The organism is Neomicrococcus lactis, from assembly GCF_014200305.1.
In the GTDB taxonomy this organism is placed as follows: Bacteria; Actinomycetota; Actinomycetes; order Actinomycetales; family Micrococcaceae; genus Neomicrococcus; species Neomicrococcus lactis.
Genome location: NZ_JACHBL010000001.1, coordinates 1079794 through 1099437, shown reverse-complemented (window position 1 = coordinate 1099437; position 19644 = coordinate 1079794). Strand labels below are relative to the sequence as shown.

Sequence of the window (19644 nt, the reverse complement as noted above, 5' to 3'; positions counted from 1 at the left end):
TTTCGCGAGTTCTTCCTCTCATTAGCCTCTGATAAGCCCGGGACGAGACGGGCAAAGTGTCTGCCGTGTAACAAGCGACGCAATGAAATAGGTGTGATCCGGCTGACGCGATAACGTGACTGGAAGCACTAGGCTCCCGCCTGTGCAGGGATCAATGACGACCCAACAGGGCGTAAACGCGTTGATGCAAATATTGAGACTCCAGACCTTAGGGGACATATGTTTTCCAAGATCTTGGTTGCAAACCGCGGAGAAATCGCAATCCGTGCTTTCCGTGCAGCCTACGAACTAGGATCCAAGACGGTAGCCGTCTTTCCTTATGAAGACCGTAATTCCATCCACCGCCAGAAGGCCGACGAGGCCTACCGCATTGGCGAAGAAGGGCACCCGGTCCGCGCTTATCTCGATGTGAACGAGATTGTTCGTGTTGCCAAGGAGTCTGGGGCAGACGCTATTTATCCGGGATACGGATTCCTTTCCGAGAATCCAGATCTCGCGCGTACTGCCGCTGAAGCTGGGATCACTTTTGTGGGTCCGCCTGCAGAAGTTCTTGAACTGGCGGGAAACAAGGTGGCGGCGCTCAAAGCTGCGCGCCAAGCCGGCATTCCAGTGCTGGAATCCTCTGAACCCAGTAAAGACACCGACTTCCTGATCGCTGAAGCGGACAAGATTGGTTTCCCCATCTTCGTCAAGGCTGTTGCAGGCGGTGGCGGACGTGGCATGCGCCGAGTGGACACTCGCGACGCTCTGCCAGAATCTCTCGCCGCTGCCATGCGCGAAGCGGATTCCGCTTTCGGTGACCCCACCGTGTTCTTGGAGCAGGCTGTCCTGCGCCCTCGCCACATTGAGGTTCAGATCCTTGCTGACAAGCAGGGCAACGTGGTGCACCTTTTCGAGCGCGACTGCTCTTTGCAGCGTCGCCACCAGAAGGTCATTGAAATTGCTCCGGCACCAAACCTTGACGAGAACATTCGCCAGGCGCTCTACGCCGATGCCGTGAAGTTCGCAAAGGCACTGGGTTACCAGAACGCCGGCACCGTGGAGTTCTTGGTGGACACCGTGGGTGAGCGCGCTGGACAGCACGTGTTCATCGAGATGAACCCACGCATCCAGGTGGAGCACACTGTCACCGAGGAAATCACGGACGTTGACTTGGTGGCCGCTCAGATGCGCATTGCCGCTGGCGAGTCTCTCGAAGACTTGGGCATTCGCCAAGAGGATCTTCGCATCCGCGGCGCGGCCCTCCAGTGCCGTATCACCACCGAGGATCCACAGAACGGTTTCCGCCCAGATGTGGGAACCATTACCGCTTACCGCTCTGCTGGCGGTTCCGGTGTGCGCCTCGACGGTGGCACCATCTACGCAGGCGCTGAAGTTTCCCCTCATTTCGACTCCATGCTGGTCAAACTGTCTTGCCGTGGGCGCGACTACCAGACGGCTGTGGCCCGTGCCCGCCGTGCGCTGGCCGAGTTCCGCGTGCGTGGCGTGTCCACCAATATCCCGTTCTTGCAGAACGTGCTGAGCGATCCTCAGTTCGTGGCCGGCGATGTGGCAACGGACTTCATCGACTCTCGCCCGGATCTGTTGGAAGGCAACAGGTCTCAAGACCGCGGTACTAAGGCTCTGCAGTTCTTGGCCGATGTCACCGTGAACAAGCCGAACGGTGATCGCGTAGAAGGCATTGACCCGCGCGACAAGCTTCCGCACTACCCAGGCGACAAGCGCGACGAGCCGGACCGCAGCCCATTCGATGGCCCGTCCACCCACGTGCCACCAGCGGGCTGGAAGCAAAAGCTCGATGAGCTGGGTCCTGAAGGATTCGCGCAGGCACTGCGCGAGCAGACCGCCGTTGCCGTCACGGACACCACGTTCCGCGACGCGCACCAGTCGCTCTTGGCCACGCGCGTTCGTACGCGTGAGCTCCTCGCTGCAGCTCCAGCGTACGCTCACGTGATGCCTCAGCTGTTCTCGATGGAAGTCTGGGGAGGGGCAACGTATGACGTCTCCTTGCGCTTCTTGGGCGAGGACCCGTGGAAGCGACTCGAGCTCTTGCGCGCTGAACTTCCTAACATCCCGCTTCAGATGCTTTTGCGTGGCCGTAACACGGTGGGCTACACGCCGTACCCCACCGAGGTTACCGACGCGTTCGTCAAGGAAGCCACGAAGTCCGGAATCGATATTTTCCGTATCTTCGATGCTCTCAATGACGTGAACCAGATGGCTCCGGCGATCAAGGCCGTTCGCGAGACCGGCACCGCGGTTGCTGAGGTTGCGCTCTGCTACACCGGCAATCTGTTGGACCCCAACGAGGCGCTGTACACGCTGGATTACTACCTAAATCTTGCGGATCAGATTGTCGAGGCCGGCGCGCACATCTTGGCGATCAAGGACATGGCTGGCTTGCTTCGCCCGATGGCTGCGAAGAAGCTCGTCACTGCTCTGCGGGAGCGCTTCGACCTCCCGGTGCACTTGCACACGCATGACACCGCTGGCGGACAGCTCGCTACGTTGATGGCCGCGATTGATGCGGGCGTTGACGCGGTTGACGTTGCCGTTGCCTCTATGGCGGGTACGACGTCGCAGGTCAGCTCCTCCGCGCTGGTTGCGGCACTTGCCAATACCGAACGCGATACAGGCATTGATTTGGACGCCGCTGCTTCTTTGGAGCCGTACTGGGAGACCGTGCGCACCATCTACAAGCCGTTTGAGTCCGGCCTAACGTCCCCAACTGGTCGCGTGTACCGTCACGAGATCCCAGGTGGACAATTGTCCAATCTGCGTCAGCAGGCGATTGCACTTGGCTTGGGCGAGCGCTTCGAAGCTATCGAGGACATGTACACGGCCGCTAACAAGATGCTGGGCAACGTGGTGAAGGTGACGCCTTCGTCCAAGGTCGTTGGCGACCTTGCTTTGCAGCTCGTGGGCATGAACGTGGATCCTGCCGAGTTTGAGGCAAATCCGCAAGCATTCGATATTCCGGATTCCGTCATCCAGTTCCTTTCGGGCGAGCTGGGCGATCCTCCGGGAGGATGGCCCGAGCCATTCCGTTCGAAGGCGCTTGAAGGCCGCACCATCAAGCCGCACGTCGAAGAGCTCTCCCCAGAGGATTCTGCTGCGCTCAACGGTGATTCGGAGACGATCCGAGCCACCCTGAACCGTTTGCTCTTCCCTGGCCCAACGCGGGACTACGAGAAGACGGTGGCCGACTTCGGTGACATCTCCGTGCTCCACACGCGCGACTACCTTTACGGCCTGACGAAGAACCGCGAGCACGTGATTTCGCTGGGCAAGGGCATTCGCTTGTTGGCTACGATGCAGGCAATTTCCGAACCCGACGAGAAGGGCATGCGTACAGTCATGCTCACGCTCAACGGCCAGATGCGTCAGATCACCGTGCGTGACCGCTCGGTCGAGTCCACCGTCAAGTCCGCTGAGAAGGCTGACACCAACAACAAGAACCATGTGGCTGCTCCGTTCGCGGGTGCCGTCACTGTGACTGTTGCTGAGGGTGACGTGGTGGCTCCAGGCGGCACGATCGCGACGATCGAAGCCATGAAGATGGAAGCTGCTATCACGTGCTCGACCGGTGGAACGGTGCAGCGTATCGCCATCTCCGGAACGCAACCGGTGCAAGGTGGCGATTTGATCCTCGTGGTCGAGTAGACGCTGACCAGCAACACAAGAGATCACAGGTTACGCTTCAAGAAAATTTGAGCGTCACGATGTCATAGGCTAGCCGCCTCTTTCGCGAGAGGCGGCTAGCCTATTTTTATGACTCACTACGATTTGCTCATCCTTGGATCCGGTTCAGGAAACTCATTGATCACCCCGTACTGGGACGACAAGAAAGTAGCGATCGTAGACGGGGGCATCTTCGGCGGTACGTGCCTCAACGTGGGATGCATCCCCACCAAGATGTTCGTATACCCAGCGCAGCTGGCTGGCAGCACGGCTGAAGCTAAGCGATTGGGCGTCGATCTTGAGTTCAAAGGCGCCCGCTGGGAAGAGATCCGAGACCGCATTTTCGGACGCATTGACGCGATTTCCGAAGGCGGCCGGAAGTATCGCGTAGAGCTTGAGAACGTTGACCTCTACGCCGAGTTCGCCACCTTCACCTCGCCAAAGTCGATGGTCACCGCCACCGGCAAAGAGATCACGGCAGACAAGGTAGTCATTGCTGCGGGTTCACGCGCAGTCTTGCCAGATATTCCGGGCATCGATCTGCCTCAAGTTCACACGTCTGACACCATCATGCGAGTGGACTTCCCGCAGCGCGTTGTGGTGGTGGGTTCAGGTTTTATCGCGGCGGAGTTCGCCAATATCTTCCACAGCCTCGGCGCCAACGTCACTCAGCTGTCGCGCTCCGGCCAGCTCCTACGCGGTCACGATCCACTCATTTCCGAGCGCTACACGGCCGATGCCAGCAAGCGCTGGTCCGTACGTCACGCAACGCCCACTGCCATTGAGAGCGCAACGGATGGCAGCGTCGTCGTACGGTATGAAGACCCCAGCGACGGCGCAAGCCAGGCGAGCGAAATTCCCGCTGACGTGGTTCTTTTCGCTACTGGCCGCGTTTCCAACGTGGATCGAATTGATCCAGAAGCCGCGGGCTTCGATGTCGCCGACGGCATCCTGAGCGTCGATGACTTCCAGCGCGTGCTTTCTAATGGAGAACCGCTCGAGGGCGTCTTTGCGCTCGGCGATGTCTCCAATGATTACCAGCTCAAGCACGTTGCCAACCGCGAAGCTCGCGTGGTCATTCACAATCTGGAGCACCCCGATGACTTGCGTGCCACGGATCACCGGGCTGTCCCATCGGCCGTCTTTACGCATCCGCAGGTTGCGAGCGTCGGGCTGACCGAGCCGCAAGCGCGAGAGCTCGCAGCCCAAGAGCAATGGCCCGAGGGTGAACTCGCGATTGCCGTTCAGGATTACGGATCCACCGCTTATGGGTGGGCGATGGAGGATCAGACTGGTTTCGTGAAGCTCATTGCCCGTCGCTCAACGGGCGAGATTCTCGGTGCGCACCTCATGGGTCATGAAGCGTCGAACCTGATTCAGCCACTCGTTCAGGCCATGGTCTTCGGCACGGACGCACATTCGCTTGCGCGCGCACCATTCTGGATCCACCCTGCCCTCATGGAGGTCGTGGAGAACGCGCTTCTTTCGCTGAATACGAAAGATTCCGGGGCCCTGTAGGCTCTCGCCCCAGTTCCCCGGAATCGTTTCTAGCTAGCTACTATTCCTTGGACTGCGCTCCGTAGATCGCGTCAACCTCAGCTTGGTAGTCCTTGAGGACCTGGGCGCGCTTGATCTTGAGCGACGGCGTCAGGTGGCCGGACTCTTCCGTGAAGTCCGATTCCACAACGCGGAACTCGCGGATGCCTTCAGCGCGTGAGACGGTCTCGTTGGCCTTGTTGATGAGCGTCTGGAGCTCTGCGCGAACCTGAGGCAACTTGGACGCTTCAGCCACAGACATGCTTGGAATGTTGTGGCGCTGCAACCAGCCCGGAAGTGCTTCAGGATCAAGGGTGATGAGCGCCGAGATGAACGGCTGGTTGTCACCAATCACCACACACTGGGACACGAGAGCGTCGGCGCGGATCTGGTCTTCGAGCATGGACGGAACCACGTTCTTGCCGGAGGCGGTGACGATGATTTCCTTCTTGCGGCCTGTGATCTTCAAGAAGCCGTCTTCATCGAGCGAGCCAATATCGCCGGTGCGGAACCATTCGCCGTCAAACGTCTCGTCTTGAAGGTCGGGGCGGTTGTAGTAACCGCGCATGACGCAGACGCCGGTGGCGAGAATTTCGCCGTCGTCAGCGATCTTCACGCCGTTGCCCGGAAGCGGCTTGCCGACGGTGCCAATCTTGATGCGCTTTGGAGTGTTCACCGTGATAGGCGCAGTGGTTTCCGTCAGTCCATAGCCTTCCAGAACAAGCAAGCCTATGCCGTGGAAGAAGTGGCCCAAGCGCTCACCCAACGGGCCGCCGCCGGACACCGCGTACTTCACGCGGCCGCCCATGGCTTCGCGGATCTTGCCGTACACGAGCTTGTCGAACACCGCGTGCTTGAGCTTCAGGCCAAGTGGCACGGAGCCCTTTTCGGTGGCACGGGACCACTCGATTGCGGTGTCTGCAGCGGCGTGGAAGATCTTGCCCTTGCCGCCGTCCTCGGCCTTGAGCATCGAGGAGTTGTAGACCTTCTCGAAGACGCGGGGCACGGCGAGGATGAACGTAGGCGAGAAGCTCTGCAAATCAGGCAACAGGTTCTTGACGTCAGGCGTATGCGCCACGTTGACGCCGGCTGCGACAGCGAGCACGGAGATGAAGCGCGCAAAGACGTGTGCGAGCGGCAAGAACATGATGGTGGACGCATTAGAGTTGACCGCTTCAGGCAACTCGAGCTGCGCGTTCTTGGATAGATCCACGAAGTTCTTGTGGGTGAGCTCGCAACCCTTAGGGCGTCCGGTAGTGCCGGAGGTGTAAATGATGGTGGCGAGCGAATCAAGCTTGATGGAGGTGCGTCGTGCTTCGAGCTCTTCGTCGCTGACGTCCTTGCCAGCTTCGCGGAGCATATCCAGGCCATTGTCTTCCATGAGCCACACGTGCTTGAGGTGATCCAAGCCTTCGTTGTGCGCGGCGGTGCGCACTACGTTCTCGTGCTTTCCGGATTCCACGATGGCAGCCACTGCGCCGGAGTCTCCAACGATCCACGCCACCTGCGTTGGTGAGCTGGTCTCGTAGATGGGAACGGACGTGCAGCCGGCGAACCAGACAGCGAAGTCGACGAGTGCCCACTCGTAGCGCGTGCGAGACATGATGGCGATGCGTGCGCCCCGTTCAATGCCGCTGGCGATCAGGCCCTTGGCGATGGCGATCGCGTCGTCGCGAAATTGCACCGCAGAAATTGGGGACCACTCGGACTCGCCTGGCGTGGCCTGCGTCTTGCGGACGGAGAACAACGTGAGGTCTGGGGTTTTTCGCGCATGAACCAACACGAAGTCGGTGGCGTTAGATTCAGGCGAGGACTCAATCAGGGCGGGTACTCTGAATTCGCGCACGGGGTCTCCTTTTGTCACTGGCGGTGCTGTCAGCGTTGGTGCATTGGCGGGAAATGGGAACCTGCAATGCCGTTTATCTAACCCTATATGTCTTGGATCACAGCATGATAAAGAACCACGAAATTCACGCACAAAGAATCGATCTTCCGCAAGAAGCGGACGAGCGATTCTCTATAGGGATCGACGTTGGTGGAACCAAGATCGCAGGTTTGTTACTCGATGGTAACAAAGAAATTGTGACCCGCGCTACAGTCCTCGTGGCGAAAGATTCCACGGATGCCTTGCTGACCACGATTTCCGGCATGGCGCTCAGTTTGCTTGAAAGTGTGCCGCTCGAGATGCGCGCGCAGTGCGGTATTGGGGTTGCCGTGGCAGGTTGGCTCAACCGCGAGAGCACCTACGTGCGATTCAGCCCGCACTTGCCGCTGACCGGCGTTCACATCCGTGCCGAGCTGGAAGCTCAGCTGGGGCGTCCCGTGGTGGTTGCGAATGACGCGGACGCTGCCGGTTGGGCGGAATTCCAGTTGGGCGCTGCGCGCGAGTACGACGACGCCGCGTGCCTCACCTTGGGAACGGGGTTGGGTTCGGCCATCATCGCGGGCGGCACGTTGGTTCGCGGACATCTAGGAATGGCTGGCGAACTGGGCCACATCTGTATTGATCCTGCCGGGCCGCAGTGCCCGTGCGGTGGAACCGGGTGCCTCGAAATCTTCTCTTCAGGAACTGGTGCTGAGCGGGCGGCGCAGCGGGCAGGACTACTCAGCGATGTTGATTCCCAGCGAACCATGACAGGGCGCGAGCTCGTGGCTGCGGCCGCGGCTGGCCGGAGTGACGCTCAAGCGGTTCTCGACGAAGTCGCTGCGCCGTTGGCTCAAGCGCTCACGATGGTGGTGGGTGCTTTGGACTCAGGCGTTCTGGTCATCGGTGGAGGATTTGGGTCCGCTTCTGAGTACTTCTTGGAGACCCTGCGTCGCCAGTATGCGCAACTCGCACCTCATCCGGAGTCTCGACCGATTGTGGGTATCGAAGTTGCTCAACTCGGTGCGGAGGCTGGTGCTCTGGGAGCGGCTTTGCTTTCGCTCTTGGAAATCTAAGATCTCTTGGAACTCTCGTGAGTTCGCGTCAGGGCCCACTTAATTAGAGTTGGGCGCCGTTTCCGTAATCATCTCTTTCGGCGGGAAGGCTCCACCACAAATAGGCGATGCCAGCGATTCCGACGGCGATGGCGCCAAACCACGCCACAAACGGAGCTGATCGCCATGCGATGGCGAAGAGCACCAAGAGCAACGGTCCGCCCGCGGCACCGATCCAGGCGAGAACAGTCAACGGATTTCCCGTTCCTAAGGGCCGTGGCTCAGGTGGGATGAAGTGCTCTTCCAGTTCGTCTGGGTATTCCTCGAGCTCAGCAGGCTCCTGCAATTCCGACTGCCCACGCAGTTGCTCCGGTTCGCCGGCCAGCGAGTTCTGGTCCGCAAAATACTCCGAGAGATCACGTTGTGGTGATGGCTCATTTTCTCTGTGCGAGCCGCGCGATTCAGGTGATTCGTCCGAGGACTCAAAGAATCGTTGAACCAAATCGTTCCACTCGTCATCTGACGGTGAGCGACCCTGCGTCACTTAATCAAACCCCTCACGAACTCTACGGAGCCGCTTTCGATAGCTGCGGCGTCGTAATCCAAGGTAGCAACGTGGAAGCTGTTCTCCAGCGGCTGCACCGTGATGTTGCTGCCCTTCGCCGTATTTTTGGCGAGGCCGCGGCTCAGCGCCTTCATGCTGGAATCCGGAACTATGTGATCCGTCGCGGAGCGGAAGGCCAAGATGGGTGCCTTAATTTCGCTCAAATGTTTGCGCGTCAGCGCCATGAGTGCCTTGATTTCAGCAACGCCACCCACCGGCGTGCGCGGGTACGCGTTCTCCGTCATGCCTGGCTTGGAGATGTCATCGCGGATTGCGTCCACGGACTTCACGAAGTGCCGCAGAACCGGCGAAAAGTGCGCCACGGGGGAGGCGAACGTCAGTGCAGGATTGATGACGATGATGCCGGCGGGCTCGCGGACTTCGCCGAGACGCAGCGCGAGCGTTCCGCCCATCGACAAACCGACGACGAACACGTGCTGATGCTCCCGCTGGAGACGATCAAAATTCGACGTGACGGAATTCAACAGTGCCTTGTGGCTGGTTTTGCTGAGGTCCTCCCACTTCGTGCCGTGCCCGGGAAGCAACGGAAGGCTCACACTGTAGCCAGCGTCGAGAAAAGCATTCGCGAGTGGGCGCATGGACAACGGTGAGCCGGTGAAGCCATGAATGACCAGGACAGCCGTGTCGCCGGGCCGCAACACCGTGAAGGGTTGAGTGGGGTCAAGTGGCGGTTGTTGTTGGGGAAGAGGCGTTGCCATTCCATGTCCTGTCAGCTTGGTGGGTCAGAAGCCAGCGTTTTACTGCCCTGCCCAGTATTCTTGCAGAGTGTTCTACTGGTTTATGAAGACGTTCGTCGTTGCCCCTGTTACTAACGTGCTGTTTCGCCCCTGGGTGAAAGGGTTGGACAACATCCCCAAGGAAGGCGCCGCCATCCTGGCGTCTAACCACTTGTCAGTCTCCGACTCGGTGTTCCTCCCGGTTGCCGTAGATCGCCCCGTGGTCTTCCTTGCGAAGATGGAGTACTTCACTGGCAAGGGTCTCAAGGGTCGCCTGACCGCTGCGTTCTTCCGCTTGAGCAACCAGCTGCCGATGGACCGCTCCGGCGGAACCGCGTCCATGAATTCACTGGCGGCTGGCGAGCAAGCGCTTCGTGAAGGAAAGCTCCTAGGCATCTACCCGGAAGGTACGCGCAGCCCTGATGGAAAGCTTCACAAGGGCAAAGTCGGCGTTGCTCGCCTGGCGATCGCCACGGGTGTGCCCGTCATTCCTATCGCGATGATCGGAACGGATAAGGTTCAGCCAATTGGCAAGACGGTTCCGAATATTCGCCGAGTGGGCATGATTGTGGGCGAGCCGTTGGACTTCTCTGCGTATGCAGGACGCGAAGAAGACCGCTTTGCCCAGCGCGAAGTCACGGACAAAATCATGGACGCCATCATGCGTTTGAGCGGCCAAGAGTACGTTGACGAGTACGCGCAGAAGATCAAGGCACGCGCGGCACACGGACACAAGCGGGGCTAAAGCCCGCTCCGTATGACTTCGCATTGTTCATTCTGTGGACATGCTTTAGGAGTGTGAAGTGCTGACCATTACCCTTGAGGGGTGACTCAGACAGCACCTCAATTCGACATCTCATCTTCTTCGCCAACCGGCACGGTTTCCGGACCAGCCGCAGACCCACAGCTCGATCTCTGGCGCAATCTTCCTATCGCCCAGCAGCCCTCGTGGCACGGCACGGAAGAGTATGAGCAGGCTGTCGCCGAACTCGGATCACTCCCACCACTGGTTTTCGCCGGTGAAGTGGACGTTTTGCGAGAGCGCTTGGCAGCCGCAGCTGAAGGCAAAGCATTCCTGTTGCAAGGTGGTGACTGCGCCGAGACGTTTGCCGGCGCAACGGCAGATAAGATCTCTGCGCGTATCAAAACCATCTTGCAGATGGCTGTAGTCCTTACTTATGGCGCATCCATGCCCGTCATCAAGATGGGCCGCATGGCCGGACAGTTTGCGAAGCCTCGCTCTTCCGACGTCGAGACCCGCGATGGCGTGACGTTGCCAGCTTTCCGTGGCGATATTGTGAACGGCTACGAATTCACCGAAGAATCTCGCCGCCATGACCCGAAGCGCATGGTGCAGGCGTACCACACAGCTGCCTCCACCTTGAACTTGATCCGTGCCTTCACGCAGGGCGGCTTCGCCGATTTACGTTCGGTGCACCAGTGGAATCAAGGCTTCATGGCCAACCCTGCTCACTCCAAGTACGACGATCTCGCAGGCGAAATCGACCGGGCGGTGAGCTTCATGGCTGCATGCGGCGCTGACTTCGAAGCACTCAAGCGCACTGAATTCTTCGCCGCTCACGAAGCTCTGTTGCTGGACTACGAGCGTGCCTTGACGCGCACCGATTCCCGCACGGGACTTCCGTACGACACCTCCGCACACTTCTTGTGGATCGGCGAGCGTACGCGCCAGCTCGACGCTGCTCACGTGGACTTCCTGTCTCGCGTGCGCAACCCGATCGGCGTGAAGCTTGGCCCAACCACCACTGGTGATGACGCTATCGCTTTGATCAACAAGCTGGATCCAAACCGCGAGCCAGGTCGTTTGACCTTCATTACTCGCATGGGCGCCGGCAACATCCGCGAGAAGCTTCCGGCAATCGTTGAGGCAGTCCAGCGCGAAGGCGCGAAGGTTGTCTGGGTGACGGACCCAATGCATGGCAACACCGTGACCAGCCAGAACGGCTACAAGACTCGTCGCTTCGACGATGTCATGGACGAAGTTGCTGGCTTCTTCGAAGTCCACAACTCGCTTGGCTCTGTGGCTGGCGGCTTGCACGTTGAGATGACCGGCGACGATGTAGCCGAGTGCCTCGGCGGCTCCGACCCAATCCGCGAAGACCAGTTCGACGCACTCTACGAGTCCGTCTGCGATCCTCGCTTGAACCACCGCCAGTCTCTGGAGATGGCGTTCTTGGTTGCTGATTCGTTGGCACACCGCAAGTAGGTTGATCTCTTAAACCTAGAAGGGCTGAAACCGTTATTCGGTTCCAGCCCTTCTTTTTGTCCTGCCTAGACCACCGTCAGAACGATCGTTGATCCTTCAGGTACCTCTTCACCGAAAACGCTCTGTCCGTGAACGGTTCCGAAGATGTTGCCCAGCGGGTACTTGACCTCTACTTTGAAGCCGAGCTCCTCGAGGGTGGCACTCGCTTCGTCGAGCTGCTGTCCCACCACGCGCGGCACTTCAACCATGCGCGGTCCCTTCGAAACCGTCACCGGGATCTCGGTTCCCCGATTCACTTTCTCGCCCGTCTTCACACCTTGTGAGGACACGTCGCCTGCTGGGACCTTGGCGGAAAATTCTTCGCCGTCTTCCGTCAACGAAAGCCCGATCTCTTCCAGTGCGGCGCTCGCTTCCTCGACCGTCATACCGCTGAGGTCAGGAACGGCAACGGGTGCAGGGCCCTTGGATACGGTGACGTTGATGGCCGTGCCGCGACGCACTTGAGTGCCGACATTCACAGATTGCTCGACGATCTTTCCGTCGTCGATCGTCTCGCTATATTCCTCAGTGACTTTCCCGAGCGCTAAAGACCGCTCATCGAGCTGCTCGTTCGCCTCCGCAGTGGTCAATTGCGCAAGTTTAGGTACTTCGAAGAGTTCAGGACCCTTAGATACCAGGAGATCGGCGCCTTCGAAGCGGCGAATGGTGGTGCCATCACTCGGCTCAGTGCCGACGACGAGCCCGCGCTCTACATCGTCACTGAATACTTCTTTTGGGCGCGCTGCTACCCCCACGTTGTCGAGGGTTTGCGTCGCCTGCGCGACGGTTTGCCCCGATACGCTCGGCAAACTCACCGGCGCACCTGGCCCTAAGCCAAAGAACCAGCCAGCGGCGGCCACCAACGCCACGAGCATCACCAGGACGATCGCCAGGATCCACCTGCGAACGCGCGAGCCCTTCTTGTCTAGATTGACGAGAGGCTTTTGCGCATCTCGCTTCCATTCGCGCTGCGCGATCTTCGCGTCCTTCTTGGCTTGCTTCGCGGCAGCGGCTGGGCTGAGCGGCCGCGGGGCCGGCGCAGCTTTGGTCACCGCGGAAATCTCGCCAGTCTCATGAGCCGGGATGTCATGAGCATCGATAATTTCGGTGTACTGATTTGGCGCCACGTCCGGTTCGTCGAGCCGCGAAAAAGCTTGGGTTTCGTTGTGGTGCGTGGGGATAACGGTGGTCGCGTCCTCGTCTACGTCCGCTTCTTCGGAGTACGACGGCGCCTGCTCGCTATCATCCCAATACCCTGCGAACTTTTCCTCCACGTCACGATCAACCGAGACTGGAGCGGCTGCGGCAGCTGCGGCGTCGTAATTTTTTTGCGAAGTGGCAATCTCGGCAGCCCCCAGATCCAGCTGATCTTCGCTCAAGGCGGCGCGCACATGACGCAATTCGCCCAAGAGTGCGCTCGCGTCGACGGGTCGAGCTTCAGGATCCTTCGCCGTGCACCATTCCACCAATTCGTCGAGATCTTGAGAGAGCTCGGGAATCAATCGTGAGGGCGGCGGAACCGTTTCGCTGACGTGTTTGAAAGCAATGGACATAGAGCTCTCGCCGCGGAATGGCTGATCACCTGTGAGCATTTCGAAGAGCATGATGCCGATGGCATAAAGGTCGCTGCGCTTGTCGGCTTTGCCGCCGGTCACGAGTTCGGGGCTGACGTACGCCACTGTTCCTACGAGCGTTCCTGATTGCGTGTGGTTGGATGCCGCGCGCGCCAAACCGAAATCAGCCACCTTGACGCGACCCGTTTCGGTCAGCAAAACGTTTTCCGGCTTCATGTCGCGATGCACGAGTCCGGCGCTATGAGCGGCTGCGAGTCCGTCAAGAATTTCTTCGAGCACCTTGAGTGCTTGACGCGGCGTGAGACGCCCTTGTTGTTCTAGGACGTGGCGGAGGGTCTTGCCCTTCAGGTATTCCATGACGAGGTACGCGGTGTCCCCATCAACGCCTTGATCTAGAACGTTGACGACATGAGGGTGGGAAAGCTTTGCTGCAGTGATGGCTTCTTCCTCGAAACGACGGACCACTCGTTGGTCTTCCGCGAGGTAGGGGTAGAGCGCTTTCAAGGCGACATCACGGTGGAGACGTTCGTCGGTAGCCAAATAGACGGTAGACATGCCGCCGCGAGCGAGTCGACGACGAACACGGTACCGGCCATCTATGAGCTGGCCTTCAAGCGGATCCACGGTTCTCTCTTCCACCTTTCCGATAGTAGCCAGATACGCAAGGGCGGGGCTGAAGCAACACGGTTCAGCCCCGCCCTGATAGCGAGTCGACAACTTCGTTGAAGCTATCGCTATATTCGTTTTCAAGTGTGGTTCAAACGGATGAACCTTGGGTTTGACCCCTTAAGAAGCGCGGCGTGCGCGGGCAGCGCGACGCTTCAAAGCGCGACGCTCGTCTTCGCTCATTCCGCCCCAGACGCCCGCGTCCTGGCCGGTTTCGATGGCCCACTGGAGGCAAGTGTCAATGACAGGACACGTGCGACAAACAGCTTTAGCTTCTTCAATCTGGAGCAATGCCGGACCCGTGTTTCCCACAGGGAAAAAGAGTTCGGGATCCTTGTCCAGGCATGCTGCGCGGCTACGCCAACTCATGCTCGTTAGTGCTCCTTCTGATGGTCAGTAATTACGTAGAACGTGAAAACTCATAGTTGCTCCGAAGTATTCCCGGAGTTCGTTTGTTTGATGCACATTGCCTCAAACACGCGAAAGCGGGAGCTTGCTACTCCCGCGTCAACTGCCAAACTAGGGTTTCATGACTTGATGATGTAATCAAGAGGTTTCACACAGAAATATGTTGAATCTTTGTGTGGTTTTTGTCACCAGAGCATCTTTGGGCTTAGAATTCCGGCCGTTTCCACAGTGGCTGTCAGGAAGTTCGGGTAGGTTTTCAGTGTGAGTTCTCAGGAGAATAATTCGACAAAGAAGCCGAATAGCCGTGTGCAGGCGAATCGCGACGGGCTTGGAGCACATGGTGCCCGGCAAAACTCGGCAGAGCCAAGTGGTGCTCGGCAAGAAGAGCAGCTTCTGATGAGCCCACCGTGGACGGTCAAGGTGATTTCGGGCGTCATGTTCCTCATGGCGCTTGTCATGTTGGCAGTTGTCGTTTTGTATGTTCTGGATTTCTCGTCCAGCAGCCCCATCCCGATGGGTGGTCGAATTTTCTTCTTGCTGTTGCCACTCGCTGCCGGAGTGTTTGCTGCACTGTCAGGACTCAAGATCTTGAAGGCCCGACGTTGGACTCGGGCGTTCATCGTGATGTGGCACCTCTTTCAAACTATTCTTGCCACGCAAATCTTGTTCTCTCTCGACTGGCCGATTGGTCTGTTCCTGATCATTCCTGCGGCGTTGGCCTTGTTGTTGATGTTTATCAAGCCGACCCATGACTTCTTTGCCGCGAACTTGGACGGTATTCAGCCCCAAGCCTGAAAACGTCTGAACCCACCGTGGAATCTCACAATTCCGCGACCCGGTACAGGATCAACTGGACAGCCGTGCCATCCCAGTACGTCGGCCTCTTGCGGAGTCCGAGGGCTGAGCAAGATTTCGCTGCCTTCACCTCGCTGGCGATGCGCACACGGAATGCGCTGAATTGACTTGAAGGTCGCGCTCACGGTCATGATCAACTGTGTTCCCGAATCGACTAATCGTTCGAGTGCTGGTTTGAGCGAATCTTCGACCATGTCTGCGTTGTCGACGAGCAGAATTCGCGGGGTAGCGTCTTGAAGCTGCGAAATGTCGTTGGCATCAAGATCGGGCCCGTTGACGAGTTTGCAACGATTCAGTTCAGTTGCCGCCTCTTTCTCCTCGGCTGAACAGGTCTCCTCGGCTGAACAGGTCTTCTCAGCTGATGCGTTCTTCTCCGTAGTACCGCTCTTCTCAGCCGCCCAGTTCTTCTCGTTCGTTTCGCTCTTGTTGACCGCACTCTTCGATACGCCGTTGATCATGTCCACCATGTTCTCCAGCAATCGGGTCTTGCCGCTCCCAGGTCCTCCGATGATCAACCCGATCTGTTTCGGATGCCAGGTGAAAGGGGAACCATCCGGCGAAGAGACTCCCAACACGAGTCCATCGGATTCCGACAGTCCATGTGTCTGCGCTGTGGCGAGCTCAGTACTGAGCTGCAGGTCATGAACTATCGCCGCTCTTGTTTCGCCGGAGACTCTTCGTGGAAGTCCACGGAGCACTTCCGCGGGATTGGCATGCTCATGCATGGATGATCTTTCGAGCTCATCGGGGCTTGCCTGAAGGCATTGGATTTCGCGGCCTTGAGGACTCTCTCCGGGAATCATGAGTACACCACGTCCACGATGTTCGGGAACTTCAACGATCCGTGGCCACAACGCGGTGATTTCCGGCCCGAGACCAAACGGAAGATAGAGGCGTGTTTCCAGGAGAGTGAATAGCGATGTTCCGGTGAGATCTCTGGCTCCGATCGCGACGATTGCCAGGTTCTGAGCACTGGTAGCTCTCATGAGAGACGTCATCATTTGCTCGAGCGCTGCTGCCTCATGGGGTCCGACTCGCGTCAGGATATGGCTCCAGCCGGTGATGACCACCAGACGTCGAACTGCGGGACGAATACCGCCCGACAAAGGGTCTATGTGTGGGGCCGAGTCGGATTCGGAGTCTAAACCTGAGTCGGAGGATGTAGCTGTATCTGAATCTGAAAGTCGTGATGCCTCCGTCTGGAGTTCGTTCAGGAGATGGTTCAGGATCTCGGAAATTGAGAGCGCGTCATCGAGGGATCCGTAGGCGAATACGGTTCGCAATTTCTCATATCCAGCGAGCAGGCCACTGCCGTCGATAATGCACGTTGTGCCGCCGATACTTTGATGCTGATTGATGAGGCCGGCTGCCAACTCTTCTGCGCCGGAATCACGGCCCGCAATGATGGCGAAGCGGGAGAGCGTCTCCGGATTCCATGCCACAACTTCTAGATGCCCCAGGGTGGGGTGGTTGCCGATCCCCAATCCGAGGTGTCCTCTTTGGTCGAGAAGATTAGGGCTCGATTCAACCAGTCCTGCTTCGAAGGGCATCGAATCATCTGAAGTTTGCGCCGCCACGTTGTTGAGGTCTTCCTGATGCACTGATTCGGGCAGTCTGGCAGGAAAGGCTGTCTGCGGTGCGCGTCGATGCTGCATGTGTCCGTGAGTTCGAAGCCAGCGCTCGTACGGGCTCTTCTCTTCGTTTTCGCTTGAGAGCAAGAGGGACGCACTAGGGGGACCAAGCCTGGCGCCATATCGATGAATAACCCAGCTCCTGCGAGCACCGAGTGGCGAGGGAAACTGCACAGGTAGGGGAACCGTAGCGCCGGCCTTGATAAACGCTCGGCCCGGATTCTTGTGAGAAATAGACACCGCCGCCGAAGATCCCAAGACGTCCTGCGATTCCTGAACACTTGCGACCCGCAGCAGCACGCACACGCCAATATTGGCCCGTATCTCAGGGGAGATGACACCCAGCGGGCGTTGGGTCGACAAGACGAGGTGAACTCCCAATGAACGGCCGATCGTGGCGATAGACGCCAATTCCATCATTGCCTCAGGCAGCGCCGACAACAACATGCGCACCTCATCAACAACGATGACCAAGCGGGCAATATGAGGAAGCGAGTCGTCACCGGCCGAGAGCGAACGCCAGCTCGAATAGTCGCTGGCCCCAATCCCTTGGAAGATCGACTCGCGGCGGGACAACTCCGCTCTGATTCCACGCAACATGCGAGCGGCATCTGCATGTGTCAGGTCAGTCTCCACGGAGATGGTGTGGGGAAGGGAGGCGAATTCGCCAAGCGTGGAGCCACCCTTGAAATCAAAGTGCAAGAAGGAGACCTCTTCTGGCGCATAGCGATTGACGATGGACCACAACATGGACTTGAGAGCCTCAGACTTACCCGAACCCGTAGTGCCCGCAATCAACATGTGAGGGCCGTCCGCCACCAAGTCGATGGTGACCACTGATCCACTATCGGGTGATGCGGAACCACCCGTGAATAGGACGTCGTCAGGTCTCGTGGCGCCGCTGTCCGCCGAAAGCAGTGTCCCGGTATCGACTAACAAATAGGACGCTGTTTGATGCGTCGATACAGCCGCGTGATTATTCGCATTGTCGCCACTTTGAACCAACATCGCGCTGGCAGTACCTGAATCGAGAACTCGACCAGTGCTGCCACCAACGGTGCTGGGCAGGGCGATCATTGCCATATGTTCGATCAGTACCTGGGCAGTCTCGAATGACAGGCCATCGAAGTCGACGTCGGTCAAGATGTCCTGCGTCTCACCGTTGGATGTCTCTTCTCGCCAAACCCCCAAATCCACCAGTATCTCGTGTGAATACCGGTGGTCCAGATCATCGAAACCCCCTGATTCCTGATCGCTGGATGGAGACGTTGAGCCCCAAGCTTCGTCTTCCACGTGGTCGATCTCAACCAGGATCAATCTTGCTAACGCGTCACGGTGAGCCGAGATAGCGGACCCAGCCAAATACTCACAGTCCATTCCACGACTCGTAAAGAGAATCAGTGGGATGTCAGGGCTTGCCTCAAGAAACTGCAGGAGTTGTGGGACATCGCTGAAGTACTCAAAGCAACGTAGCGCCCGGACGGGTGTTGGTACCCAGGATCCGTCGCCAAGAACACCGACATTGATTCGGTGAGAATGTGCCAGTAGTAGGGCTCGCACCACCATCGCCCGTGCAACATCGGTCGCTCTCGAAAGCCTACCTCGAATAAGTGTTCGATAAAGTGGAGAAAGAGTCGCGATGGCCGGGACGTTCACATGGGTTCGCGCTCGCAGTTCATTGGCGGATCCAAGGTCAACGGACACATGAATTTCCGATGCCATTCCAAGCGGCAAGGCCCAGGACGGTTGAACATCGGCCGGACGCTTTCCTGCTACTGCGGCCGCAGAGCTAGGAACACTTTGTGGTGAGGGCATGCGGGGAGAAGCGAAGTAGGACGCAGGATTGGACGTAAGACTCCGCCTCACCATTCCCCAATCGGGGGCCGAGTGCTCTCTGTGCCGTCGATCCTGCGCCAGCGCGTCGTCGATCTGCCGCTCTAGCTTTTTCTTGTCGCGCCATTGAAGGATTGCCGGCACGCCGCCTGTCACAACGCTCATCAGGCTAAAAAGCATAAATAGCCACGAACCCATGACCATGGCCAGTATGAGTCCCAGAACTACTGGCATAAGCGCTGCGGTGAGCATCATGAATGGGCGACCGGGACGCTGAGCTCCCGTCACTTTGAGCGGCGGAGGCGGCCACGCGCAGCTTCCCAGATCATTAGCATCATCGAGTGGTGTGCTGGTGTCTTCAAGCCGAAAGACGGTCTCGCCGAGTCGAAATGACTCTCCAAAGACGAGGTGTCGTTTCTTGGGTGCTCCGGGTTGTACGCCGTCGGTGGTGGTTTCGAATTCGCTTACGCTGAATCCTTGCGCCGAATGTACGACGACGCCAGCTTGCGCCGGGATTGATACGTCCCGAACACAAATATCGGCTGCCCGACGGCCAACGGTGAATGTTCCCCGTGGCAAATGAAAGCGTCGACCAGCGTCAGGTCCCGAAATTGTCAGCAAACACACGCTACGGTCAGAACGCGATGACCCGATCGAAGAGTCAGAATCAGCCGGGCTAGTGGAGTTCCACTCGGGCGCTAGATCTAGATCAATCAAACCGCTTGAAGGCAACGGATCAGGAAGAGATTCCGAAATACGCCCCCAATAGAGCTGACCGTGTTCGTCAGTTGCGTCGTCGTCATTTTGCAGTGCAAGTGAAAGGGCCGCGCGGGGGAGAGGCGCATGCTCGCCAACAATCTCCACGAACTGCGGATCGCTCGTTCGCGGATCCGAATCGCGGATCATTACCAAAGTTCGCACAAATATCCTTTCC

12 protein-coding genes are annotated in these 19644 nt (G+C 58.3%); 6 read left to right on the top strand and 6 right to left on the bottom strand.

Translation table 11 applies throughout. The annotated features are described in order from the left end of the window. Positions 1 to 219: 219 nt before the first annotated feature. Together BKA12_RS04990 and BKA12_RS04985 are read left to right on the top strand one after the other, a co-directional pair. On the top strand, positions 220 to 3663 hold the full coding sequence (locus BKA12_RS04990) for a pyruvate carboxylase (protein ID WP_183641158.1): 3444 nt from the start codon (positions 220 to 222) through the stop codon (positions 3661 to 3663). 108 nt (positions 3664 to 3771) lie between these two features. After that, complete coding sequence (locus tag BKA12_RS04985) at positions 3772 to 5199, top strand: mycothione reductase (RefSeq protein WP_183641156.1); 1428 nt, start codon at positions 3772 to 3774, stop codon at positions 5197 to 5199. Between the two features lie 40 nt (positions 5200 to 5239). Here the strand turns inward: BKA12_RS04985 and BKA12_RS04980 are convergent, their stop codons facing one another. Then, on the bottom strand, positions 5240 to 7063 hold the full coding sequence (locus BKA12_RS04980; RefSeq protein ID WP_183641154.1) for an AMP-binding protein: 1824 nt from the start codon (positions 7061 to 7063) through the stop codon (positions 5240 to 5242). A gap of 104 nt (positions 7064 to 7167) precedes the next feature. Between BKA12_RS04980 and BKA12_RS04975 the strand changes: the two genes are divergently transcribed. Next, the gene (locus BKA12_RS04975; RefSeq protein ID WP_183641152.1) at positions 7168 to 8157 is read left to right on the top strand and encodes an ROK family protein; all 990 of its coding nucleotides are present in this window, start codon (positions 7168 to 7170) and stop codon (positions 8155 to 8157) included. Between the two features lie 43 nt (positions 8158 to 8200). Here BKA12_RS04975 and BKA12_RS04970 read toward each other — a convergent pair whose 3' ends face one another. After that, positions 8201 to 8680: a DMT family transporter gene (locus BKA12_RS04970; protein ID WP_183641150.1), complete on the bottom strand. Its 480-nt coding sequence runs from the start codon at positions 8678 to 8680 to the stop codon at positions 8201 to 8203. Continuing rightward, on the bottom strand, positions 8677 to 9459 hold the full coding sequence (locus BKA12_RS04965) for an alpha/beta hydrolase (protein ID WP_183641148.1): 783 nt from the start codon (positions 9457 to 9459) through the stop codon (positions 8677 to 8679). The genes BKA12_RS04970 and BKA12_RS04965 overlap by 4 nt, the downstream gene beginning before the upstream one ends. Positions 9460 to 9526: 67 nt before the next feature. Here BKA12_RS04965 and BKA12_RS04960 point away from each other — a divergent pair, with 67 nt between their 5' ends. Both BKA12_RS04960 and BKA12_RS04955 read left to right on the top strand, forming a co-directional pair. Continuing rightward, positions 9527 to 10222: a 1-acyl-sn-glycerol-3-phosphate acyltransferase gene (locus tag BKA12_RS04960; RefSeq protein ID WP_183641146.1), complete on the top strand. Its 696-nt coding sequence runs from the start codon at positions 9527 to 9529 to the stop codon at positions 10220 to 10222. Between the two features lie 81 nt (positions 10223 to 10303). Then, positions 10304 to 11704: a class II 3-deoxy-7-phosphoheptulonate synthase gene (locus tag BKA12_RS04955; protein ID WP_183641144.1), complete on the top strand. Its 1401-nt coding sequence runs from the start codon at positions 10304 to 10306 to the stop codon at positions 11702 to 11704. A gap of 65 nt (positions 11705 to 11769) precedes the next feature. On the opposite strand, the gene BKA12_RS04950 is transcribed toward BKA12_RS04955, so the two are convergent. Next, positions 11770 to 13956, bottom strand: coding sequence for a protein kinase domain-containing protein (locus BKA12_RS04950; RefSeq protein WP_183641142.1), 2187 nt, complete (start codon positions 13954 to 13956; stop codon positions 11770 to 11772). Between the two features lie 147 nt (positions 13957 to 14103). After that, complete coding sequence (locus tag BKA12_RS04945; protein WP_071893698.1) at positions 14104 to 14352, bottom strand: WhiB family transcriptional regulator; 249 nt, start codon at positions 14350 to 14352, stop codon at positions 14104 to 14106. Positions 14353 to 14652: 300 nt separating this feature from the next. Between BKA12_RS04945 and BKA12_RS04940 the strand changes: the two genes are divergently transcribed. Then, entirely contained in the window at positions 14653 to 15186 is a 534-nt protein-coding gene (locus tag BKA12_RS04940) for a hypothetical protein (RefSeq protein ID WP_183641140.1), read from the top strand. Here the strand turns inward: BKA12_RS04940 and BKA12_RS04935 are convergent. Further along, positions 15171 to 19631: an FtsK/SpoIIIE domain-containing protein gene (locus tag BKA12_RS04935; RefSeq protein ID WP_183641138.1), complete on the bottom strand. Its 4461-nt coding sequence runs from the start codon at positions 19629 to 19631 to the stop codon at positions 15171 to 15173. The genes BKA12_RS04940 and BKA12_RS04935 overlap by 16 nt on opposite strands. Between the last annotated feature and the right edge of the window lie 13 nt (positions 19632 to 19644).